Origin of the sequence: Niastella sp. OAS944, assembly GCA_024809215.1 — a bacterium.
GTDB lineage: Bacteria > Bacteroidota > Bacteroidia > Chitinophagales > Chitinophagaceae > Niastella.
The window spans coordinates 198,206-221,771 of sequence record JANUBW010000003.1 but is presented as its reverse complement, the minus strand read 5'-3'; the positions used below and the strand labels follow the sequence as shown (position 1 = coordinate 221,771).

Below are 23,566 nucleotides of genomic sequence, written 5' to 3'. Positions count from 1 at the left end.
CAATAGCTTCCTTTCGGAGCTACACTTGTTAAATAAAAGACCCGCTGTATAGGCGGGTTTTTTGTTGTTAAATATCAGGTCTGACAACCTTTTACGGTCTGTCGGCTTTCGGGCAACAGGTCAGTTTGATTGGGAAGGTGTCTTTGAAAACAATGTTTTAATCTGCCTATAGTCAATAACTTTTGTTAGCGTAAAATTAAATAAAGGTATTTCGCCTGCTCTTAAATACACTTCACCGCCTAATGATACGCCAGGGCTTTCAACCAAAGTGGCGTCAATATGAAACCGGATATACCAATTCATGCTCGTACTATATTTAGTCATGTCAGTTGTACTCGTTTTTATACGGGATGAGGGATAGCGTAGAATATTAAGGCCACTTTGAAGAAATGTCTTAAGGTTTACAGATGAGCCTGAATGAATGTACATATATCCGAGATATAAATTAGAGTTCCATGAGTTTGTTCGATCTTTTGTGAGCAAAGGGCGGAAAATATAGGAACTGTCTCTCTTTCTTAAGTGGGTAGATGTGTCTGATAGAATACTGTGATTGGTGTAGTTATAGGTATTAGTTTGATAATCGATATAGAAGCCTGCCATAGCATAAAAGTTATAATTATTATTTGGCTTCATTAAGTTTCGGAGGTAGCTAAAGCTAAATCCGAGATTTTCCGTTACTATTTCCCTAAACGAATTGTATTGCCCTCTGGCAATAGTTATTGAATCGGGTTGTCCAGGTTTAAAAACTATATCTGAAAAAGGAATTCTATATAAAGAATCCCTCTCTCTAAAGAATCTATTTTTTTCAAACGTAATGTAAAATTGATGTTTACGCGGTTCATTATTACTCAAGGGTATCAAAAAAGATCCTCTGAAATAAAGATCTTTGGCTTTTACACCATCGACCAGGTCAACATTAGTCCCCACAAAAAACCAGTATTCATTATCATTGTTTTCCAACTCTCCAAAAGGTTTTACATAAATTTCAGTAGTTGTCGATTTATCGTCAGTCAGTCTAATATCATTTCCTTTTTCATCTTTAGCTTTTACTCGAAATACTAAGGTTCTGTCATTCTTGGTGTCCCTGGTAAAAGCCACTTTAAAGGTCACCTCTGAATCCTTTGAAGTGTCTGTTATTTTATGAGTTAATTCGGCGGGCAACATCAAATCCTTAACATTAGTCTTATCAAGGTCAACAGAAAAAAAGATTGTGGGGTTTGAGAAAACTGTTTGTTTGGGAATTTTGATTTTGGATATATAATAGGATTGTGACGAACTCGTGTGAATTGTATCCTTCAATTTTTCAAAACTTACGGTTAGGGATTTATCTTTTTGAGCCAACCCTTCTATGGATATCAGCAAAAAAAATAATGTTATATGTTTTTTCATAACTGCGGTTTAGTTATTGAAAATGCCAATTGGATTTGAAACTCTTCATTACTCGAGATTAAACATATGGCTTGAAGCAAACAAAGGTGTTTTTCACGTTTTTTATTTGACTGGATATAGATAAATTACTAGGTATGAATCATCAAACGAGAGATGACCACAAATACCTTTAAAGTAACCATACATATGGTTTCAAGTCTTGACGGAATTATTGCCAAAAAAGATAATAGCATTTCATGGTTTGAGACATCAGACTATTACGAGAAAGGAATAGGAATTACCGAACAAGACACAGAGGAGTTTCTTAAAAAAATAGATTGCTATATAATGGGGGCCCATACGTACGAACACGCTCTGGAACTTTCAAAATTGTATGGGTGGGCTTATGGCGACGTGCCGACAATTGTAGTAACTCACAGAAACCTGCCAATAGAAAGACAAAACATTGAGATTTATTCGGGCGATCTCAACAAACTTGTGAATGAACAGCTGAAACAAAAATATAAAAATGTTTGGCTCGTTGGTGGAGCTATGCTTGCCAAAAAGTTCATTCTTTTAAAATTAGCGGATGAAATAAGGTTGTCAGTCATGCCAATTATTTTGGGCGATGGAACGTTGTTTTTTGACCATATAGGACACGAACAGGCGTTGCACCTGAAAGACGTAACGGCATACAAAAGCGGAATGGTGGAGCTGTGTTATGAAATCAGGAAATAAAATATCTATCCTCACCGCAGTTTTTTAATCACCTCGATCGAAACCAAATAAACGTCCCCTCTGCTGGCATAGAGTAGTTACTTACCATCGGGATGGCTCCATGGGCAATTACTGCAAACACCAAATAAAATTCATCCGCTTACTTTGTTTTCCAATTAAAATTTAAGGCGCCACACTTGGGATATTTAATATATTCTTCATCAAGACTGTGATAGCTGCAACGATTACAATGCCCATAAACCTTGTTAATATGGGTTACAATGTATTTCGCATCAATATGCTTAATTTTAAATTTGTCCATAAGAAGCCTTACAGTTTGAAGAGGCGAGGTCAAATTCAATTCGTGTAATTCTATTTTTTCAGCCTGTTTGAAATCGGGGATATCTATCACTTCATTTTGCAAACAATTCTTACACTGAACTTTCATGGTTAGTAAATTGTATTAGCGTCCTCGGGCTTATTTATACCTGATATCAAATTTACAGTATCACCGGGCACTTTTACATATATTAGTATCCCCAATTCATTAAAATGACAGCAGAGTTAAAGAAATATTTACTGGAACATTGCAGGGCCTGGATGTTGCCCGAAGAAATTAGGGCATTAACTCGCATTGGACTTACAAAGTATGGTGAAGAAACTGATAGGAAGTTAGCTTTAGTTGAACCTAAAATTGAAGCTATGTATGGATTTGCAGACGAGAAAACCAATCAGCTTGTCGAAATGGGTAAAGAAAGGTTGGAGATCAGGATCGCTGAACGACTTCTAAAGGATTCAGGAGATACGATAATTAACAATTGCCCTAAATGTGGAAAGTTAACAAGAACCCCAAAAGCAAAGCAATGCAGGTACTGTAAACACGACTGGCATTAACAAAACAGATACTTTATAAATTCAAAGCCCTTATAAAATCATGATTTTATAAGGGCTTTTTTGTGTACGACTGATTGGTTTTTTATATGGATCTTAAAAGCAGGTCAAATTTTACAGTTACAAATTCACCGGCTTTTACAGCGTCCTGCATAATTCCCGGTGGTTGTACATTATAGTCAGTCATTTTTAATTTCAGCGCACCGGTATAACTGATGCTTTTATCAGCTTTCAAATGACCAGTGGCTGTAACCACCACGTCTTTTGTAACACTCGAAATGGTAAGCTTTCCTTTGGCTGTTAACAAATACCCGGTTACGCCATTAGGTTTTATATGTATAGAGGAGGCCGTAAAACTGATGTTATTGTATTTGTCAGTTTTGAGCGCTTCGTAGGCATGCTTATCCATATACGTGTTGAAGCTTTTCAGGCTTTCGGCAGGCACTGTAAAACTGATATTTGATACACCGTTCAACTTGCCAGTGCTGGTAACATAGAACAAACTGGAACAATACCCCTGATCAGATTTCATATCCCAGTCATGAACATTGGAAGTTCCTGTAATAACAAGCTTTACACCGCCAATGGATTCATACTTTGTTTGGGCGTGGGCAATTGATAAGGTAAACAATAATAGCAAAGTGAGGAATAAATGGGTAATGCGTGATGAAGTTTTCATTAGAGTAAATTTTGTTACTTATGATTTCCATCACAAAACTATTTTACCTCTTCTGCTATACGCATGACCTTGGTTGGTATATAGCTGATAACTGTCAGCCCGGCAAGTGCTTGAAAACAGCGTCAAATTTTATTTTCTTCCAACAACCCCGCAAAGCCTTTATCGTTTGCTGTTTCTATTTGAATAATTTCATCAACAAAGATATTACCGGTATATCCCATGGGATTGCCTTTTTCGGGCGCCTGAGGAACTCCAATTCCAAATCTTGCCAGATATTCTGTTTTACAATGGGGGCAATGGTACAGGATGGGTGACAAAGAGGTCATGCGCTGCAGATCAGATACGTATTCAAAATTCAGGCTGTTAATATAGTACACGCTATTTACGGCTCTTAATTCCAAATTCTTAAATAATTGAACGATATTATTTAGGAATTCTGTCTTGTAATTCCTTGAGTCCATGTTATTGAACTTTGTGTATGCTGCAGCGTGCGTTTCATAATCCTCTCCAAACGAAACGTTCCGGAAGCAGTTTTTACATTCATGACTTATTTTCCAACTGCTGTTAAATTCAACTTCAAATGGAACTTTGTTTTTTGAATTGTAAGGTAATTCGGTTGGTAATTTCATTTTGGGCTCCAGTACTTTGCCGAAAAAATGTACGTACACCTCTTCTATATTTGCTCTTTTATTTATCTGGCTCATGGTGCTTATTGTGGATTGTTCGGTATATATTGACGCTGGCAGCAGGTTCCAGGTGAGCGATACTGTATTGCGGCGCTGATCTTTAATTTTATGACGTTTTCTTTTGCGGCGGCCAGGCGCCTCTTCTCGTTGAGCTACCCATTGAATGTGATAGTTCACCAATTGCGGCTTTGGAATAAACTCCTCATTCAATTTGATCTGTTTAATCAGCAGGTTGGCAACGGCACGTGCCCTTCGTTCACTCAACTTAATATTCTGCTGCTGATCGTTAAGCGAGCCGGAACATACGATAACAGCCTCAAATTTTTGACGCGGGTGCTCGGCAAAGAACCTGACAATGCGTTGTGCAACCGGTTCCATTACTTTTTTAGCATCATCTGTTTTTTCAGCAGGAATATTAAAACTATCTGCAGGGAAGAATATGGCCGTTTCAAACTGTGAAGATGTTGAAATATCGTACAGGTCGCACAACGTTTTAATGTTGGTCAGTGCTTTTTGAATGACCACGTTGGTACGTTCGGCAAACGTGAGGATCTCTTCCTTGGTACCGGATTTATGAAGATGAACGGAAATTGCAGTCAGGGAATCAAATTGGTTTATGGTTTCATTCAGGCTATCGATGATCTTATTGCCAATCTGAACATCTACTTCATTACACTGAACTTTTTTAGCGGTAATTTTAATGGTACTGCTGACTTCCTTTTTTAAATATTTCAGGGTTTCTATAACTGTTTTGGTTAAAGGTTGTACACAATGGCTGGGGCCGCATGATGCAATTAATATACTCATGGAAAGTAAACCCACGAAAAGTAAGGTACGGATCATGGGAATAAAGATAATATGTTATTTAAATATCTCAAATGTTAGTCATTTCGTGTTTATTTTGAAGAAGTTCACTTACCTCTTAAATTCGATATTCAAAATAAACCTGTCGCACTATGAAATTCAGGAAAACGAGCTGTTTTGTATTTAGCTTACTGTTATCATCCATGTCTTACGCACAGCAAACCAGGCAGGAAGTATTTATGGAAGATATCGATCGCTTCTGGATCGCCTATGACAGTGTTCAAACCACTACAGACTCACTAAGGCAGATACAGTACATTAAAGAACTGTATACCGATAAAGGCACCGATGGCTTAAAGCTATTCATGAAATTGAGGAAATATACGCCTGAAGTATGGGCGCGGGCAATTCGTCAGTACCCGAAATTCTGGAGGACCATACGCCCCAACACCCTGGTGGTAAAACAAAAACAGGCTGAAATACTAGCTGCAGTAGAGCGTTTCAAAAGAGTTTATCCCGATTACCGCTATGCTACAATCTATTTTACGATAGGTGCACTTAGATCGGCAGGTGTTGCAGAAGGTAATACGGCTTTAATAGGTATGGAATTAACCGGCGGCAGCCCATTGATCGATGTATCGGAGTTTCCCAATAAAAGAATTGAAAGGTATTTTAAAACCCAGGATATCGGTAATATTATAGCTGTTACAGTGCATGAATACGTGCATACCCAACAGAAAGAAGAAGGAAAAACCTTGTTAGGTCAATCTATTTATGAAGGTGCCTGTGATTTCATTACCGAACTCGCGTTGGGAACAACCCTCACAAATTCGTATCTCCAATATGGGAAAGCACATGAAGCAGAACTTAAGGTAGCTTTCAAAAAAGAAATGCTTAATACAGATTATAGTCAATGGATATACAATGGATCTACTGCAAAGGAAATGGGCGATTTGGGTTACTTTATGGGATATACCATTTGTAAATCGTATTACAAGAACGCAACCGATAAGAAGAAGGCTATCAAAGACATTATCGAACTTCCTTACTCCGATCAGGAAAAAGTTGAACAGTTCCTGCAGGCATCAGGGTATTATAAGGAATAGCAACTATTATTGATGTTATATTACCGCTTTGGCCTCATAGGGGCCTGTGCTGCTTTAATAGCCATATCGATGTCGTCAATAAATACCTCATCGGGCATTTCGCAATATATATCATTCAAATGATGGCCTGTGCCAGCCAGTGCCCGGGCTTTTTGTAAAGTTGTAAGCGCTTCTTTGTTGCGGTGCATCAATTGTAATATTAACCCCTGGTAATAATATATTTCGGCGTAATTGTCGTATCGTTTTATTTGCCGTTCAAGGTCTAAGAGAGCGCCGGCGTAGTCTTTTGTTCTCATTTTTGTTACCGCCCGGTGCAGATAGTCTGATAAACCAACCCACTTTTCACCTTGTTGTGCTACTATACTGTCAATACCCAGCGAAAAATAATGAAAGGCCTGCTGATAATTTCCCAACTCACGATGGCAAATAGCCATAACAATGTATAAATGGTAATTACCATCGCCACTATAGGATGGGTGGAAAGCTGTTAACGTGTCAAAGCTGCGCAGGTCATGTAAGGCGCCTTCATAATCCCGTAAAAATTTAAACAGGCACCAGCCTCTGATGCCCAAAAACAACCTGGGCTTCAGCAATACTGCTTTATCGAGGTATTTTCGCCACGTATAATAATCTCCGCGTTTTAAATAAGGAATACTGATGGCCCGCCAGGCTTCAGCATAATCTGGACAGGTCCTGATAGCGCTGTCGTAGTATTGCTGTGATTTTTGGGAGCCTTGCGCAAAGGAGTTTGCTTCATTGTATAAAAGGCAGGCTTTAATATGACAGCTGTCGGTAAATACCCGGCAATTGGTTTGTGCCCGGCACCATAGTACCGTTGACATCAAAAGCAACAACAGGTTGGTTTTAATTAAGGTAACACACATTCAATGGCTCCTTTTTTTAGTTTGAAGGTTATATATTGATAGCTGTCATAGATCTTGTTCTTATATTCGGCCGGTTGCCAGTTTTTGAGGGCTTTTGTTAGTGTCATTAACTGGCTGCAAATACTGTCATTGAATTTATAAGGCTGGTAATGGGCATCAAGCTCATACATTCTAAACCGCCCTGTTTTACCTGAACAATTGATTATAAAACGTATGGTTAAATAACCAGTTTGCTCGGCTGTTTGTGCCGGGCGATAATTGCGTTTGAAATACTGTTCAATTTCTCTTTTATGTTGTTTATAGTACGAACCGGTATTATAATATTGAAATACTTCATTGGGGTTGCAAATAATAAAGCCTGGATCATCGAGCAACGCATTAAAAGCTATATCGCCGGTATTAGGTGGAAAACTGTCGGTTTGTGCAGATAAAGTATTGCCTGCTGTTAATATTAAAAAGAGCAACAAGCAGTTTAGTATATGAATTGAGCATGGCCTGGCTAAAGTTCTCATGTGTTTATTAATTGTAAACCGGGGTTACCTGGTATCATTAGATACTGAAAGATATGATTTAACACAAAACAATAACCTGCCCTCTTGTAGTTAGATTGCTACGTAAAAACACGAATAAAAAATCGTTTTGTTCTCACAATAAATTTTTTAATACGTTTTGTTTGTATTTAAAAAAAATGACATCTATTTTGGGCCTCATAAAACCCAATATTTCATGAAAAAGATCTCTCTCAGTATCCTAATGTTAGCATCAGCTGTTTTTGCTAAAGCCCAGCAAGAGCACGTATTTAAACCTTTCAAAGTAGATGTTAGTTTGGGATATGCCATTCCGGGCGGAGAAGGCGCCAAAGGCGGCGTTTTATTTGTCGTTGAACCTAAGTATGCGGTTATCCCCAATGTTTCGGTTGGTCTTCGCTGGGAACTGGCAGTTATGGCCCGCGGAACTTCCGATGCCACCGGAAGTACAGCAAAAGTTGATGCAAAAGCAGCAGGCTCTTATTTGCTTACCGGTGATTATTATTTCACCCAAACCACAGTTCGTCCGTTTGCAGGTGCTGGTTTAGGTATTTATTCCCTGGCGGCCGCTTCAGTTGATAACAGCAGCGCTTCTGCCGGAGCAAGTAATAAATTTGGCGAAATGGTTAGAGCTGGTGTTGAACTTGCCCACTTCCGTGTAGGACTGGAATATAATATCGTTCCTAAAACTACCATGGAAACAGTTAACTCTTCAGGTGTAAAAACCTCTAATGATATGAAGAACGGTTATATGGGCATCAAGCTCGGATTTGTTATCGGCGGCGGTAAAATCAAAAAATAAACCGACATAATCTTTGAAATAATAGGGTCCCAACGGTTTCGTTGGGACCTTTTTTATGCCTGGTAACCAATAGCGAATGCCCCTGGTGTACCAAGGGCATCCTTATTAAGAATAACGTTACGCAGTTGGAACAGCCATTCGTACTTCAACAATGGCTCCGTACTTGATGATGGGGCATCCTTTTGCAATTTCCACTGCTTCGTCATAATCTTTTGCTCTTATCAGAAATAACCCACCAATGGATACCGTGCCTTCAGCATAAGGGCCATTGTGTATTTTCTTTGCTGAACTTACAACTCTGCCGTCAACATCCCATCGCTTAGGCGGAGCTACTAATTTCTCCTGGGCCGCTATTCCTGCAATCCAATCCTGGTAAGGTTTCATTGCCTCTTTCATTTGCTCTGGTGAAGGGCTTGGATGTTTGCTTGTAAGATCTCTGTGGATTGCGATTAAAAACTCGTTCATTTTGATTTGATTTTTATGGTTTAAAAAAATGGATACTTTGTTTTGAATGTTGTACGTGTGTATTTATTAGAAAGGAGTCAACTATAATTTTTCAGCTGCGCTAATAATAAATGCTGCTACTTTTTTCGGGTCTGTGACCATGGGTACATGGCCGGTTTGAAGTTCGATGCTGGTTGCTTTTATGAGTTTGGCCTTGAATCGTTGCAGGTCGGGATTTATCATTCCATCTTTTGCTGCAACAATTGACCATGATGGTTTGGTTTTCCAGGCTGGGCTATATACTTTCTGTTGGGTGGCCGATGCAGCCCAGGGTACCTGTGTAACAAGTATTATTTTTCTTTCATCAGGTGTTGCGTCCTGTGCAAAAAACTCGTTGATCCCTTTTTGAGACAGAGACAAAAAGCCATCGGAGCTAAGCTGGAACTCTGGTCCAACTGCCGTTGGCGCCATAGCGGCATTAACGTCGTTAACATTTTGGCCATCTTCAGGAACCAGGGCTGCTACGTAGAGCAATCCGGCCACCTTTGCATCTTTGCCCGCTTCGGAGATCACCATTCCGCCATAGGAATGTCCTATCAGCAGTACGGGCCCTTCCATTTGAGCGATGGCCCGTTTGGTTGCAGCAACATCATCGGCAAATGAAGTGAGCGGGTTTTGAACGGCAACTACATTTAGCCCTTTGCCCTGAAGTACAGGAATGATCTTTGACCAGCTTGAACCATCGGCGAAGGCGCCGTGAACCAATACTATATTCTTTATTCCTTTGGAAGCAGATTGTGATCTTGCAATTTGGGGTAGTGAAACTATTGTAAATACTACTATAAGTATTAACGAACTGAGTTTTTTAGTGAACATAAAATTTGTTTTATTGATTAAGGATGTGTTTCCTTTCCCTCCTTTGGGAGGTTGGGTAGGATCAAGAAGCTCACGCATTCGTTTGAATAGGGACGCGGCTTACTCCTGTTCCGGTGTAGCCGGGAGGAATAAATCAATTTGTTTTCAAAAAAAATACAATGAAATGTTAGTCTGCTGCCTGTTGACTTGCCGTGTTGTTGACCGGTTTTCGTAAGGATAATACGCCGGCGTAGGGTTATCCTAATGCACGAACAGGTGGAAAGTGCATTCCCATTACAACCGCCTCGGCAAGCTGACACCCGTCATCTTCGTTTCAACAGATAGCTGGTCATTGCCGTTAGGCTATTTATTATCGCCGGAATCTTTAATGATAGCGATTTTCATAGTTTTATTTTAATTGTTTGTTGTACCATAATAGGCCAACGAAATGCCAACTAATCAAATTATTGAAAGTCAATGAGATTGTTAAATTGAGGGATCCTGTTTTTCACTGTAATTAGTGAATGCACGATATGATTCATTAAATAAAGTGAAGAATAGCTTTTGTAAAAGGCTGGCTGATTTTTCCCTTTCAGTTTTATACTGCCCGGTTATTCTGTATAATAGTATTTTTCTATCTCACTGTTCTCAAATACAAATGATTCCAGGTGGGAAAATTGGCTGCAAAGCGTCTTGCAAAGCCGGGGTTGAAAATATTTGTGCTCATATACAATATGGTTAAAGATCAAATGTCAGCTTTAATTATGAGCTTTGCCCCAACAACCTTTCTATGCAGCAAGACCAGCAAATTTTAGATAAATGCATTCAATTCCTTAACAGCATCGGCATTTCCATCGCATTCAGAAAAATTGAGAACGGCAGTTTTTTACCGGGCTTGCTTATAGAGCAGGGATGTATTGTGATTGACAAAGACGCCTTACTGTATCCTGGTGATATTTTGCACGAAGCGGGGCATATTGCTGTTGTGCCTGCCGATCGCCGTTCATTATTGGGTAAGGAAGCTATTATAGAAAGTAAGGAGCGGGAAACAGAAGAAATGATGGCCATTGCCTGGTCTTATGCGGCCTGTATATATTTGCAAATTGATCCGCATATTGTTTTTCACGAGCAGGGATACAAGGGCAGTGGCAAAAGCATTGTTGAGAATTTTCAGGCCGGCCATTTTTTCGGCACTCCTATGTTGCAGTGGTGTAAAATGACCATTGAACCCAGGAATGCCCAGCCTGGTGAATCCGCTTATCCACAAATGTTAAAATGGTTACGGGATTAATGGAACACTTAAATCAACACATGCAGCATTTAGAAGATAATAATTTAACCATTCAACTGCTAGGTTTCAATAGACCCACTGAACTTACGGAAAGTTTTTATTTTCTCGAAATGTCTACTTTACAAGCGACAACCCTTTTGCCACGAGACACACAATTGCTTTCGTGCAAAATTGTTGCTTATTCAAAGGACAATCCATACCTCGATAATAAAATAGTTGATGGGTTTAAAACTATTGGCGACTTCAATAACTTCTTTTTAAATAATCCAGATTATTTCATTCATAACTGCGAAATTGAAATAGAAGGTAGAATGACTATTGGCAGCCATGATGACGGTGAGGTTTCTATTGAATATCCTATCGAGAGTTCTGATCAGGCAATTATAACCAGGATCTTTGAGACGTACAATCTGGATAAAGGGATAATAGAGATCCTAAAAAGTAAGCCCGGCCATCTTTTTGGCATCGATAATGAAAACAAGGTGATAGCAGAATATATAAATTTTGACGACTATTTAACCCGGGCGCTTAATTGGTTTAAATGATCCCGTAATAAATAGAAATAGGTCAGCAACTGTCAAAAATAATGGATACTTGCAAATACTGTTAGCAGGTATTATTTTTCGGTTTTAATTCTAAATCTCAATCCTTTGGAAAAGCATGTTCGTGATAAGCTAGTACAAATAGCTTCCAGCCTTTATAAGCAAAAATGGAACGCTATTCAAATTAGGGAAGCTTTAATAGAAAAAGGAAAGCTAACACCCGAAATGGCCCGGCAAATTGAAGAAGCCGGCCGGCGTGATTATAAACGAATGAAACGAAGTGCCAACGCCCATATTGCCTCTGGTAGTTTTTTGTTTGTGGTTGGTGTATTGATCACCTGGGGAGCGTTTATTGCTACCGGTGGTGGGCTGATAGTTGTGTGCTTTGGGGTTATTGGTCTCGGAATTGCCGAGTTTCTTCATGGACTTAGAATACGTAGCGGCGTATAATATTCCGTATTAATTGATTTATTATAAAGTCCCGACGTTGCCGTCGGGACTCTTTTTATTATGAAAGGGTTACCAGATCACTTTTCCCATCACCGGATCACTAAAACTTTCTTTTCCTGTTTCAACCCTGCCGGCGTATCGTTTTTCAAATGCTTCGGCACCATTGACCTTTACACTGAGGTCGTACCAGCCATGGCTTTCTTTTAGCGGTAGAACTACGGTATCCTTGCTGCCTTTTGCTATTTCGCGTACCAGGTCTTTCTTTTTGTACCCGTTGTCTTTAATTGTTATTTGTACAGCTTTTTGTGCATTCTTATTGGCAAACTGTAAAATCACATTACCGGTTGGCTTATGTGTTTTTGCATCCAGCTCATACTCCAGGTTTATTTCCAGTTCAGGATCTGATGCGCCGCCTTTGAATTCGCGGTAAAAACCATTAGGCCCATACAGGCGCAGATGATACTGGTTATTTTCAAATGCATCCAACGGCCAGGTATAGTTAAGACTGTCGCCGGCTTTTACGGCAAAACCCCAATTGCGCGAAATGTCCTGTATTCCTTTTTCGGTATACTTACCGGGTGCGTATACGGTAAATGGTGAGCCGGCAGCCTGTTTGCCAAAAGCTTTATTGCCGGCTGTCATTTTTATCTCTATTTGATTTTTATGAGCGTTGTAAGTTGCATCGGCATACAACTCGTAAGGCAACGCGCTCGATGCACGTACACCTTTCTCCTGCCACATTACCTGGTCAATGGCGCCCGGTGTTTGAATAATGTTGTTGATCTGCTGCCCGGTCAATTGTTTAATGCCTTTGGGCTCTTGTTTGAATTTGGCATTATAGATCTCTTCAACAAATTTATTGCGGTTCAAAAAGGGCAGCGTTTCCATCTTATTACCATTGTATGGACTGAACGCAGCGGTAAGATCGCCACAGATGGTTCTTCTCCATTCGCTGATATTCGTCTGGTGAATTTTTTTACCTAGTTTTTGGGCGAAGAATGTTTCCAGGAATTGTTGTGTAGAGGTATGATCGAATACCTGTGAGCATACTTTTCCGCCGCGGCTCCAGGGCGATGCAATGATCATGGGTACACGAAAACCTAAACCAATAGGCGCTTCGCGTGCTGCCTTTTTCGACACGCCCTGCGCCAGTTCATTTTCCAAACGTACATATTCTACTTCAGTGTCGATGCCGGCTGACACTTTTCCGGTTTCAGGACGCTTTTCATCGGGAATATAAAAAGGTTGTGCATGATCGAAGTATCCATCGTTTTCATCGTAGGTAACAATGAAGATGGTCTTTTTCCATACTTCCGGATTTTTGGTAAGAATATCCAATATCTCCGAAACATACCAGGCGCCGTACCAGGGCGCGCTTGGATGGTCGCTGAAATTTTGCGGCGCTGCCAGCCACGATACGGCAGGCAACTTACCTTCATTTACATCTTTGCGGAACTGGTATAACAGGTCGCCGGCAGGTACGGCCAGCTCACGTTGTGTACCATTATCATCATAACTAAGCTTGCTTAATTTACGGTAACCGGGGTCGCCATTGTTTACTACAAAAGCCCGTTCAAACAGGCGTTTCTCCTTGTCGGTGAGTTTATCAAAATTCTCTTTCTTCCATTTATTTAGTTCGGAGCGGGCGTTATCCAATGCCTCCTGTTTCTTCGCTACAGCTGCTTTTATGTTTTTTGCAGCTTCTTCCGATGAAGGGCTTTCTTCTTCCAGTTTGCCTATCTGGCCTGGCAAAGTATCTATCAGGTTTTGCAGGGCCTGCACATAGCGGGTGGTGAACTTTACATTAAAAGCCGAAAAGAACTCCAGGTTGTTACAACCAAAATTGGCCAGCCATGATCTTTCTTCGCCTTTAAAACCACCGCCGCAGCTTAATTCGTTTTGGTAGAACTTCCATGGAATATTGTTCTCTTCAAGCAATTCAGGAAAAGTGGTCCAGGGTAGTTTGGCATAACTGTAATCATCGTTACGAATATGTGCTTTGGGGCGGCCATCTACCTCATGGGTGATCTTACCATTCCAGAAAAATGAACGGTTGGGCGTAGTGCTGGTCATGGCAGAACAAAAGTGCTGATCGCAAATGGTAAAAGCATCTGCCAGTGCATAGTTAAACGGAAGGTCTTCGCGTGTATAATAGCCCAGCGTTAAAGGCAGGTGGGCATATTGTTTATTGCCCGGTCTTTTTGCAATAAGCCATTTGTCGTATTTGCCGTTATTGTTAGCGTCTACCTGGCTGGCGCGCGAGTGTGGCAGGGAGCCCATCCAGGTTATTTTTGAATCTTTAATGTCTAAACGAAAAGGTGCATAGGTTTCGCCCTTTTCATTGGTTTGCAACCATACCGGTTTTTTATCGGGCAGCATAAGCGCACGGGGATCATTAAAGCCGCGCACACCTTGCAGGGTGCCAAAACAATGATCAAAAGAGCGGTTCTCCTGCATGAGTATTACAATATGCTCCGCATCGAGAAAGGTGCTGCCAACAGCCGGGTCAATTGCCAGTGCCCGTTGAATGGAAGCGGGCAGTACTTGCGACAAACCTGCAGCGCCTGAGAGCAACAATGATTTTTTTAGGAATTCCCTACGTGTATCCATGTTCATTTTGTGTGAGAGGTATGATGTTTTTTTTCTAACCTATTGACGGAATTTTGGGGTAGATGGTACTAGTTGAAGACCGGCGTAAATATTAATTTAATATTAATTATTAGTTGGCTGAAGAGGTATGACGGTATTACCAACCGGGGAGTTGCGGTTGATATAAAAAATAATGAAGCAATCGTTTGCGCCGGCTCAGGCAGAAGCAATCTTATTAGCGGAAGATGCGGTAGCAATTTTTATGCGCCGGTGCACCATGTGTAGAAAGCCCAGCCCGTCCAGGTTTCAATAAAATATTGTCTGTTGTTCCAGGCGTCGTTGAGGCTGGTAACATCAACTACATCATGTTCACTAAGAAAATCGAAAGTAGACGCGTTGCTTCCATTTTTAGTGATGGTTAAACTTGCTTCGCCCTGCATACCCCTCAAAATTTCGTTATAACTTTTAGTAAAGTCTTCAATATCGTAATATAAAGCGGTGTCAGGGAAATCACAAATGTCGAGGTTTACCATTGCTGTGAATTGTTCGGGCGTTAAGTCGTTCAGCATTTGTTCAGTCCACATTTCAAATTCCAATAAATACCGTTGCAGTAAGAATACGACCGCTTCTTCGGGTTTGTCGGTGACCTGTTTGTCGATGATCAACAGCTTTGCCTGGCACCATAATTCACTGTCTGTTGAGAATATGTAGTAATCAGTTGCTTTCCACTTGTTGCTGTATAGAATTTCGGGAGTGGTGGGGGTATGATTGATATTGAACTGGTACGCCATTGGTGGTAAAATGCAAATATTTTCCTGAATAAGCAAATTGACTTAAACTTGTACAAGTTAAACAGGAATGGTTGAGATCTTCGATAATATCAGAAAAATATATCAGTTCAGCCCGCCATGTGAAGAACTGGCCAGCTATATTGAGTTCTTTTCCGAATCTTCACCCCACGCAACGCATGCCTTCGCCGGTAACGATTGCTTTACAGTTAAAATGTTTGCCAGCCTTACGCCTACTTTCTGGATCAATTTGGGAACATCATACTACCTTACCCTCGGAAATAAACACTTTCTGGTGCCTGGCAACCATGACATTCTCCTTACCAGAGATACCATTGTCGAAAGATATAATCAACCGGCCGATCATATATTTACTGTTAAGTTCTACCCCGGTGCTCTGGAATCGGTTTTAGGCGTAGACCAGTCACAAATGGCAGGTAAGCTGGTGCCTTTGCAGCAAGTGCTTCCTGCCTCTTTAATTATGCGTATTAAAGTTGCCGGTGGTTTTTACGAAAGGAAGAAGTTACTTGAAGACCACTTTCTTGATCAGCTAAAAACAAAAAGAGCGCGTACCCATTATATTGAGCTGGTGACCAAAACAATTGCCATGTATGAAGGTGGGAGCATGAAATATAATGTTGACGAACTTGCCGAACGGTTGTTTATGTCCTCAAAAACCATTAACCGGTATTTTAATAAAGTGGTTGGCATAACCCCTAAAAAGTATCTTTCAATAATGAGGTGCCGAACGGCACTGACCGCCTTTGTGGCCAATAAGCAGGCATTCGATCCTGCGGTTTATGGTTATCATGATATGAGCCATTTTTATAAAGAGGCTATAAAATTTACCGGGGAAAGAATGATTGATCATGGCCGTTAAATTGTCCTTTTTTTACCTGCGCTTTTATGGGTGAGCCGGTTACATTTGTTAAAAAAATAGCTGCCATGAGAATGCTCCTGGTTTTGTTTATTGTTGTTACCTGTTTTATTCAAAATACTTATTGCCAAAAGAAACCTGCCTACATACCCCGCATAGAACCCTGCGATTGTGCTGTGAAGGTTGATAGTAACTATAGCCACCAATGTGCTTACCTGGTGGTACCCGAGAACAGGAAAAAGGCAAATGGGAAATTTGTTAAGCTGCCGTTTATTATAGTTAAAAGTAATAACCCCAATAAAAGAAAAGATCCGCTGTTATTTACTGCAGGCGGCCCCGGGGGCAGTTCACTTGGCTGGATAACCGGTGCGCGTAATCGCGGTGTCATCAACGACAGGGATTGTATAGCATTTGAACAGCGCGGCACCCACTTTGCCATTCCCAATCTTTCGAGTGATGAATTGAGCGACGCTATCAGGGAGTCGTACAGGAAGAATCTTTCTAAAGATAGTATGGTAATTGTGGGCGTTAAACGCTATAAACAGGCGCTTGAAAAGAAGGGAATAGATATAGCCGGATACAATACCGATGAAACGGTTGCAGATATCCACGATCTGTTACAGGTTTTGCAAATTGATTCGGTTAATTTGTTCGGCGGCTCATATAGTGGCGGACTAATGCTTGCCGTGCTGCAAAAAGATCCCTCGCGCATCAGGTCATTGGTGCTCGATTCTCCGCTACCTACATTTATCCCGATAGATGAGGATGAACCCGCCAATTTTAATGAAGCGCTTGCCATATTGTTTGATCATTGCGATAAAGATTCAACAAACACGGCATTGTATGGGAACTTAAAAGAGAAGTTCGATCACTATTTTTCTTCAATAGAAAATAAAGCTTTTTATTACCCTTATACCGATTCGGGCAGGGTATTGAATATAGAATATACCAGAAGCGACTTGTTAAATATTGTTGTGAATGCCTTTTACGATCAGGCGCACATAAAGGACATTCCTTATCTTATAACGCAAATGATACAGGGCAATCACCAGCCATATATAAAAGAGGTTATTGAAAATATTTTTAATGGTGGAAATGGACCTTCAGGAATGCGGATCTCTGTTTATTGTGCCGATCAAACTGCGTATCATGAAGAATCTATATTGCGCCAGGTGTATGGCCCCTATCCTTATATGAAAGGATATCACATTAACGATGTGTACAGGGAAATGTGCGATTGCTGGAAGTCGCCGCCCATACAGGCGCAAACCAAAAAGCCGTTTTACTCAACCAAACCTGTGCTGTTGGCAGATGGCGAAATGGACCCGGCCTGCCGGCCTTTATATATCGACATGATCCATCACTATATGCCTAATAGCCATCGCTTGTTATACCGTAACCGTTCTCACATGGTATTGGGTGGGGTTATAGGCAATACTATTATCCGCAATTTTCTGAATGACCCTTTTAAAAAGATTGAATCGGGCAATAAGGATATCATCTCCTATTAGATGTTATTTCAGCTTACAACCTGGTTAATACCCCTTACCAATTACAGCCATTATTGTAATTACTTCATGGCATGAAATTGTTTGCCTTTTCAAAAATGCTGCTCATCTGCACTGGTGTTTGTCTTGTTCATTCCACGGTATTCGCACAAGCTAAAAGCCAATGGGTGTATACCAATGCCAGTAACAAACTTCAATACAAAACTACGGAACGCGGCGACCGGATAATGGATTTTTCCTATGCCGGTTATATGGGTGGCGGCGTTGCCATTCCTGCTGTTCCGGTAAAAATAACTGTTAGCCCTTCGGCGGGCGATAACTCCATAACCATTCAGGAAGCTATTGATCAGGTAGCTGCCCTGAAAATGGTAAATGGAATACGCGGTGCTGTGTTGTTAAAACCGGGCACTTACAATTGCGAACGGCCAATAACCATTACTGCAAGCGGCGTTGTATTACGGGGAAGCGGAGCTGCAGAAAATGGTTCTGTCATTAATATGACCGGTTTGCCCCATGCCTGCTTTGTTGTAAAGGGCAATGTTACAACCAAGGCAACCAAAGCAACATCTACTATTGCCGATCAATATGTTCCCGCCGGCAGCGTTAGTTTCAAATTACAACATGTCAAAGAACTGGCGCCGGGCGATACCATTCGTATTTCCCGGCCGGTTACCGAAGCATGGGTTCGGTTTATGGGAATGGATACCCTGGTTCGCGATGGTAAAAAGCAAACCTGGATCACCGGTGACATAACAACTGAAAGGGTTATTAAAAAGATCAGTAAAAATGTGATCACAGTTGATTATCCCCTTACAGATTCCTACGATATGAAATACCTGGGAACTGATGGTGTTTCGGTAACTAAGATCACAACACAGGGCGGTATTTCACAAACCGGTATTGAGAACCTGCGCATTGTTGCGCCTGCACAATCGGTAACCATTAACGATGGGTTGTATAAAGCGCTTGGCATGAGTGATGTAACCGACGGCTGGGTTCGTAATATAGAGATCGTTAATACAACCAACAGCATTAGCATTACTGCAAACAGGGTAACGGTCGATCATGTTAACATCATGCACGATGTGCCTACAAAAGGTTCCGCCAAACCAGCCGATCTCAATGGAAGCGGAGCGCAATTGCTTTTTAATGAATGTAATATTACCGGCGATAATCTCTTCTATTTCGCCACCGGCGCCAAGGTAAGCGGGCCCATAGTTTTATTGAACTGTACCTTTAAAGGTAACGGCTGGATACAGCCGCATCAGCGTTGGGCTACAGGATTGCTGGTTGATAATTGCCAAGTTCCCGATGGTGGTATCGATTTTATGAACAGAGGTTCCATGGGTTCCGGCCATGGCTGGTCAATTGGTTGGGCCGTTGCCTGGAACTGTACTGCCCGTTCTTATTTAAACCAGTTACCTCCCGGCTCGGTAAACTGGGTCATTGGTTGCAAAGGCGAACCGCAAAAAAGAGCTGTTCCATTTAATACCGAACCCTTTTTACCCGAAGGAATTTACGATGCCCATAATACACCCGTTAATCCTTCAAGCCTTTACCTGGCGCAATTAACTGAAAGATTGGGAGCGACAGCCGTTCAGCTAATTGGATACCGTTGATAAGCAAATATACCCCGCTTTTTAAGGCGATTTTGAAAAATGGGACGGGCATGTGTCAAACCTGGGACGAGCATGTGTGAAACCAGGGACGAAGTGCATATTGCATGTGTAAACCCTATAATTTGTGGGACGAGCACACATAAAACCAGGGACGAATGGCATAATCCATGTGTCAACCATGTGTGAAACATGTGTGTTCCCTTAGTAAAGTATGCTATTTGACACATGGTTCACACAAGGATGACACAAGGTTCACATAAGGTTGAACGAAAGGACCTACTTGTTATTCAGGAAAAAACTAAGTACCGTTGCCGCTTCATCAATATTAAGCCTGGCGCCGCTCATATTAGCTGTAATTGCAAAAATATACCCGCTATCAGGCCAGAAAAATACAAAGGACCTTCCGCCGTCAATGGCGCCACCGTGGTGAATATATTTTACGCCCTGTTTAGTTTCATTAATACGCCAGGCAATGCCCACATTGGTGCTTTTACCATTTTCAAGCTTTTGATCGGTAAACAACAACTCAACGGTTTTGGCATCGAGCAGTTGATTTGTTATAAGTCCCCGAACCATATTCACAAGATCAATAGTAGATGATAAGAACCCGCCGCCGGCCCACTTATAACTGTTATCAACATAGTCGGAGTTATGTACCCCGCCGCTTTTTGTGGGCTCATAAAACCTCACCCTGCCCGGGATGATACTGTCATTCTTATCAGGAAATGTATGCGTCATGCCCAATGGTAAAAAAATGCTGTCGCGCATGTAGGACAGAAAATCTTTTTGCGCGGCAGCTTCTACAACAGCGCTTAAAAGGCTAAAGCCGAAGGTGGAATAGTTGTAAGCCGTTCCTGGTTTGAAAAGAAGGGTATCATTCTTAAAGATCGATAAACCTTCCTGCACATTCTTGTAATACCTGGGTGCTATTAATTGGTCCTCCTTTATATAGTGTCTGATGCCAGCCGTATGTCCTGCCAGCTGGCGGGCTGTTATGGGATATTTTTTTGCAGGAAAATCGGGCAGGTATTGCTGCACCGGTGCATCGAGGTTGAGTTTGCCTTGTTGATAAAGCCTGCCAACCGCCAATGCGGTCAATAGTTTTGAAACGGAGCCTAAGCGAAATACGGAGTTTATTGTTACGGGTGATTGATTTTCCAGGTCGGCATAACCGAAACCTTCGGCCCAAAGTATTTTTTCCCTGTTGCCTACACAAATTGAAATGCCCGGAATATGCTGGCTGGTTTGCAGGGAATCAATATATTTTTCGGCAGTGAGGATGGCCTTTTTAAATGCCTTATCGCGAATAGCTTCTTTAGATTTGCCCGGTTGTGCTAAAATGCAAAAGGAACAGAGCAGCAAAGTAGTTGTTAAAATTATCTTCATGGCTATATGAATTTAAATAGTTGGGCATAAATTATAAATTTACATGGGCTACTTTAACAGAAATACATGAGTTGATGCAGTTAAAACGTTATGACGCCAGATTGAACGCAATACAGTGTATAATATTAACAGATATGTGTGACCGTGTAAACTACGAAACTCCAACAACTTGACAAGTAAAAGAAAATGGCTAAGGCGTGGCATAAGGACATTAATATTGCTCTTTGTGCTCATGAACATTATCGCAGCTTTTCATTCGTACAAGTTCACGCATTTTGCAGCAGGTAATGTTACAAAAACTAATAACCCGGATAAGCTTTCTGTAGGGCAAAAAGTTAACACCCTGTTGTTTGGTGTAAGTAATCCGCGCCCTGTAAACAATGTAATCCCTTTGGCACACTTTACAACCATTCGATTAAAAAGTAATAAAGAAATTGAATGCTGGAGTATAAACACCGATAGCGCAAAAGGTACAGTTGTGCTGTTTCACGGGTTTGGAGGGCAAAAATCTTCAATGCTTGATAAGGCTGCTATTTTTAGAGGTCTTGGCTATAATACATTCCTTGTTGATTTTATGGGCTCGGGCGGTTCTGAAGGTAATCAAACCACCATTGGCTATAAAGAAGCTGAACAGGTAAAAACCTGTTTTGAGTATTTAACTAAACAAGGCGAAAAGAAGATCTGTTTGTTTGGCACTTCCATGGGGGCCGTGGCTATAATGAAAGCAATACATGATTTTCAAATAAAGCCTGAGGCTATTATCATTGAATGCCCATTTGGTTCTATGTACAAAACAGTTTGCGCCCGGTTCAGATCAATGAATGTACCTGCATTTCCTATGGCTGGTTTATTGGTGTTTTGGGGCGGTGTTGAAAATGGGTTCTGGGCCTTTGGGCACAACCCAACAAAGTATGCAAAGCATATTAGCTGCCCTACGTTGTTGTTGTATGGTGCAAAAGATGAAAAGGTAAGCAAAGAAGAAACAGACGCCATCTTTGCCAATTTAAAAGGCAGAAAGGAATTGAAGATCTACCAGGAAGCTGGACACGAAAATTACCTGTTGAAATATAAAAATGAATGGACGCGGGATGTAGAAGAGTTCATGCATCAATTTTAAAATAAAGAGCCTTCCGGTAGATCGGAAGGCTCTTTATTTTAAGTTGTAGGTACAAGTTGCCGGTTACCAGTTTCCAGGCCTTGAATTTTGAGACCGACAACTATTTGTCGGGCATCCTGAATGTAGGGCCCGGCAACGGGTATCCGGTAACCGGTAACTTCTAGAAACCCAGTTTACTTCCCAGGTCGCCAAGAATATTACCACCGGAATTATTGTCTGATCCTTCACCGCTGGTACCCAATAAAGAATCGATTTGACCGCCAAATTGCGGGAATTTTTGCTTTACAAAACCGGCCACTACACCTAAAACCTGTTGCGCCTGTTCGGCAGGAATACCTGTTTTTTCTACTATTTGTTTAACTAAATCGCTCATTATATTTAATTTTTATATACTGCAAATGTAAGAAAGGCCGGGGCAAAAAAGCTACATATTGCCGTTGGGGCGCAGCACAATTTTTGATGCCTATATCAGAAATATATTGTATGGCACACCCTTTCAAAATATCTATAGAAACGGCCGTGTTGAACGACCTGCGCAACAGATTGCAAAATGCCCGCTGGACAAACCCTATCGATAATGATAAATGGGAAGCAGGAACAAATGAAACCTATTTAAAGGAGTTGTGTGCATATTGGGCTAATGGTTTTAACTGGAATAAAAATGAAGCTTACCTGAATTCGTTTTCGCATTTTAAAACATCTATAGATGGAACCGGTATTCATTTTATTCATGAAAAGGGTAAAGGCGCCAACAGCATGCCGCTTTTATTGGTACACGGATTTCCCGATTCCTTTATACGCTTTCTTAAAGTAATTCCTTTATTGACTGCAGCAGATGAAAATGGTTTTTCATTTGATGTTGTTGTTCCTTCATTACCGGGTTATGGTTTTTCCGATATTCCCGATAAACCTGGTATGAATCAGCAACGTATGGCCAGCCTGTTTACAAAACTCATGAAAAACGAGTTGGGGTATTCGGAATATATGGTACATGGTGGCGATTGGGGCAGCAGTATCACGGAGCAGATTGCGCTTAATGATGAACAACATGTAAAAGGCATTCATCTTACCGATGTGCCCTGGTACCATTTATTCACTATTGCGCCCAATGAACTTTCAGCAGCGGAACAAAAGTATTTACAGGCAGGTCAGCAATGGAGCCAAACTGAAGGCGCCTATGCCATGATACAAAGTACCAGACCGCAATCGCTTACTTATGGATTAAACGATTCGCCGGTGGGCCTTGCGGGTTGGATCATTGAAAAGTTTTACCATTGGAGCGATTGTAATGGCAGGCTCGAAAATGTTTTTACCAAAGATGAACTGCTTACCAACCTTACCATTTATTGGGCAACACAAACAATATATTCTGCCATCAATCTTTATTATGAAGCTGGCGCGTTATTGATGCAAATGAGTAAAAGCAAAGACATTAAAAAAGTAGCGGTGCCTACAGCTGTGGCACAGTTCCCTAAAGATATGATACCTGCTCCGCGTGATTTTGCAGCGCGCTTTTTTAATATACAGCAATGGACAGAAATGCCTGCAGGCGGACATTTTGCAGCCATGGAACAACCCACGTTGTTTGCTAACGACATTCGCCAGTTTGCCAAAGAATTGTAATGAGGGAAAGGGC

At 41.1% G+C, this 23,566-nt stretch carries 23 protein-coding genes; 12 read left to right on the top strand and 11 right to left on the bottom strand.

The window, feature by feature from the left end:
* Nucleotides 1-120 precede the first annotated feature (120 nt).
* Nucleotides 121-1,389: a hypothetical protein gene (locus GGD38_RS15500; RefSeq protein WP_375297156.1), complete on the bottom strand. Its 1,269-nt coding sequence runs from the start codon at nt 1,387-1,389 to the stop codon at nt 121-123.
* Between the two features lie 153 nt (nt 1,390-1,542).
* Between GGD38_RS15500 and GGD38_RS15495 the strand changes: the two genes are divergently transcribed.
* On the top strand, nt 1,543-2,106 hold the full coding sequence (locus GGD38_RS15495) for a dihydrofolate reductase family protein (protein ID WP_375297155.1): 564 nt from the start codon (nt 1,543-1,545) through the stop codon (nt 2,104-2,106).
* A gap of 531 nt (nt 2,107-2,637) precedes the next feature.
* A complete protein-coding gene (locus GGD38_RS15490) occupies nt 2,638-2,979 on the top strand; it encodes a hypothetical protein (RefSeq protein ID WP_375297154.1) in 342 nt (113 codons plus the stop codon).
* An 82-nt stretch (nt 2,980-3,061) separates the two neighbouring features.
* On the opposite strand, the gene GGD38_RS15485 is transcribed toward GGD38_RS15490, so the two are convergent.
* Complete coding sequence (locus tag GGD38_RS15485; RefSeq protein ID WP_375297153.1) at nt 3,062-3,655, bottom strand: YceI family protein; 594 nt, start codon at nt 3,653-3,655, stop codon at nt 3,062-3,064.
* Between the two features lie 122 nt (nt 3,656-3,777).
* Nucleotides 3,778-5,184, bottom strand: a complete 1,407-nt coding sequence (locus GGD38_RS15480; RefSeq protein WP_375297152.1) for a hypothetical protein — start codon at nt 5,182-5,184, stop codon at nt 3,778-3,780.
* A 113-nt stretch (nt 5,185-5,297) separates the two neighbouring features.
* Here GGD38_RS15480 and GGD38_RS15475 point away from each other — a divergent pair, with 113 nt between their 5' ends.
* Nucleotides 5,298-6,251: a DUF2268 domain-containing putative Zn-dependent protease gene (locus GGD38_RS15475; protein WP_375297151.1), complete on the top strand. Its 954-nt coding sequence runs from the start codon at nt 5,298-5,300 to the stop codon at nt 6,249-6,251.
* 20 nt (nt 6,252-6,271) lie between these two features.
* On the opposite strand, the gene GGD38_RS15470 is transcribed toward GGD38_RS15475, so the two are convergent.
* Together GGD38_RS15470 and GGD38_RS15465 are read right to left on the bottom strand one after the other, a co-directional pair.
* On the bottom strand, nt 6,272-7,093 hold the full coding sequence (locus tag GGD38_RS15470; RefSeq protein WP_375297150.1) for a tetratricopeptide repeat protein: 822 nt from the start codon (nt 7,091-7,093) through the stop codon (nt 6,272-6,274).
* Between the two features lie 26 nt (nt 7,094-7,119).
* Nucleotides 7,120-7,602 (bottom strand): hypothetical protein, encoded by a 483-nt coding sequence (locus GGD38_RS15465; RefSeq protein WP_375303842.1) that lies wholly within the window; start codon nt 7,600-7,602, stop codon nt 7,120-7,122.
* A gap of 259 nt (nt 7,603-7,861) precedes the next feature.
* Here GGD38_RS15465 and GGD38_RS15460 point away from each other — a divergent pair, with 259 nt between their 5' ends.
* Nucleotides 7,862-8,464 carry an outer membrane beta-barrel protein gene (locus GGD38_RS15460; protein WP_375297148.1) on the top strand — a complete coding sequence of 201 codons (603 nt, stop codon included), beginning with the start codon at nt 7,862-7,864 and terminating at the stop codon, nt 8,462-8,464.
* A 117-nt stretch (nt 8,465-8,581) separates the two neighbouring features.
* Here the strand turns inward: GGD38_RS15460 and GGD38_RS15455 are convergent, their stop codons facing one another.
* On the bottom strand, nt 8,582-8,929 hold the full coding sequence (locus tag GGD38_RS15455) for a YciI family protein (RefSeq protein ID WP_375297147.1): 348 nt from the start codon (nt 8,927-8,929) through the stop codon (nt 8,582-8,584).
* 81 nt (nt 8,930-9,010) lie between these two features.
* Entirely contained in the window at nt 9,011-9,784 is a 774-nt protein-coding gene (locus tag GGD38_RS15450; RefSeq protein ID WP_375297146.1) for an alpha/beta hydrolase, read from the bottom strand.
* A 769-nt stretch (nt 9,785-10,553) separates the two neighbouring features.
* Here GGD38_RS15450 and GGD38_RS15445 point away from each other — a divergent pair.
* The 3 genes from GGD38_RS15445 (at nt 10,554) to GGD38_RS15435 (ending at nt 12,046) form a co-directional block, all read left to right on the top strand.
* Nucleotides 10,554-11,054 carry a hypothetical protein gene (locus GGD38_RS15445; RefSeq protein ID WP_375297145.1) on the top strand — a complete coding sequence of 167 codons (501 nt, stop codon included), beginning with the start codon at nt 10,554-10,556 and terminating at the stop codon, nt 11,052-11,054.
* A 110-nt stretch (nt 11,055-11,164) separates the two neighbouring features.
* On the top strand, nt 11,165-11,599 hold the full coding sequence (locus tag GGD38_RS15440; protein WP_375297144.1) for a hypothetical protein: 435 nt from the start codon (nt 11,165-11,167) through the stop codon (nt 11,597-11,599).
* Between the two features lie 105 nt (nt 11,600-11,704).
* Nucleotides 11,705-12,046, top strand: coding sequence for a hypothetical protein (locus tag GGD38_RS15435; protein ID WP_375297143.1), 342 nt, complete (start codon nt 11,705-11,707; stop codon nt 12,044-12,046).
* A 69-nt stretch (nt 12,047-12,115) separates the two neighbouring features.
* Here the strand turns inward: GGD38_RS15435 and GGD38_RS15430 are convergent, their stop codons facing one another.
* Together GGD38_RS15430 and GGD38_RS15425 are read right to left on the bottom strand one after the other, a co-directional pair.
* Nucleotides 12,116-14,656 carry a phosphocholine-specific phospholipase C gene (locus tag GGD38_RS15430; RefSeq protein ID WP_375297142.1) on the bottom strand — a complete coding sequence of 847 codons (2,541 nt, stop codon included), beginning with the start codon at nt 14,654-14,656 and terminating at the stop codon, nt 12,116-12,118.
* Between the two features lie 239 nt (nt 14,657-14,895).
* Nucleotides 14,896-15,426 (bottom strand): hypothetical protein, encoded by a 531-nt coding sequence (locus tag GGD38_RS15425; protein WP_375297141.1) that lies wholly within the window; start codon nt 15,424-15,426, stop codon nt 14,896-14,898.
* A 67-nt stretch (nt 15,427-15,493) separates the two neighbouring features.
* On the opposite strand from GGD38_RS15425, the gene GGD38_RS15420 reads away from it, so the two are divergent.
* The 3 genes from GGD38_RS15420 (at nt 15,494) to GGD38_RS15410 (ending at nt 19,427) form a co-directional block, all read left to right on the top strand.
* Nucleotides 15,494-16,303: a helix-turn-helix domain-containing protein gene (locus tag GGD38_RS15420; RefSeq protein ID WP_375297140.1), complete on the top strand. Its 810-nt coding sequence runs from the start codon at nt 15,494-15,496 to the stop codon at nt 16,301-16,303.
* Nucleotides 16,304-16,368: 65 nt separating this feature from the next.
* A complete protein-coding gene (locus GGD38_RS15415) occupies nt 16,369-17,811 on the top strand; it encodes an alpha/beta fold hydrolase (protein ID WP_375297139.1) in 1,443 nt (480 codons plus the stop codon).
* 71 nt (nt 17,812-17,882) lie between these two features.
* On the top strand, nt 17,883-19,427 hold the full coding sequence (locus tag GGD38_RS15410) for a hypothetical protein (RefSeq protein ID WP_375297138.1): 1,545 nt from the start codon (nt 17,883-17,885) through the stop codon (nt 19,425-19,427).
* A 276-nt stretch (nt 19,428-19,703) separates the two neighbouring features.
* Here GGD38_RS15410 and GGD38_RS15405 read toward each other — a convergent pair whose 3' ends face one another.
* Nucleotides 19,704-20,813 (bottom strand): serine hydrolase domain-containing protein, encoded by a 1,110-nt coding sequence (locus GGD38_RS15405; RefSeq protein WP_375297137.1) that lies wholly within the window; start codon nt 20,811-20,813, stop codon nt 19,704-19,706.
* Nucleotides 20,814-21,045: 232 nt separating this feature from the next.
* Here GGD38_RS15405 and GGD38_RS15400 point away from each other — a divergent pair, with 232 nt between their 5' ends.
* Complete coding sequence (locus tag GGD38_RS15400) at nt 21,046-21,930, top strand: alpha/beta hydrolase (RefSeq protein ID WP_375297136.1); 885 nt, start codon at nt 21,046-21,048, stop codon at nt 21,928-21,930.
* Between the two features lie 160 nt (nt 21,931-22,090).
* On the opposite strand, the gene GGD38_RS15395 is transcribed toward GGD38_RS15400, so the two are convergent.
* On the bottom strand, nt 22,091-22,303 hold the full coding sequence (locus GGD38_RS15395; RefSeq protein WP_375297135.1) for a hypothetical protein: 213 nt from the start codon (nt 22,301-22,303) through the stop codon (nt 22,091-22,093).
* 110 nt (nt 22,304-22,413) lie between these two features.
* Here GGD38_RS15395 and GGD38_RS15390 point away from each other — a divergent pair, with 110 nt between their 5' ends.
* Nucleotides 22,414-23,553, top strand: a complete 1,140-nt coding sequence (locus GGD38_RS15390) for an epoxide hydrolase family protein (protein WP_375297134.1) — start codon at nt 22,414-22,416, stop codon at nt 23,551-23,553.
* Nucleotides 23,554-23,566: the final 13 nt, after the last annotated feature.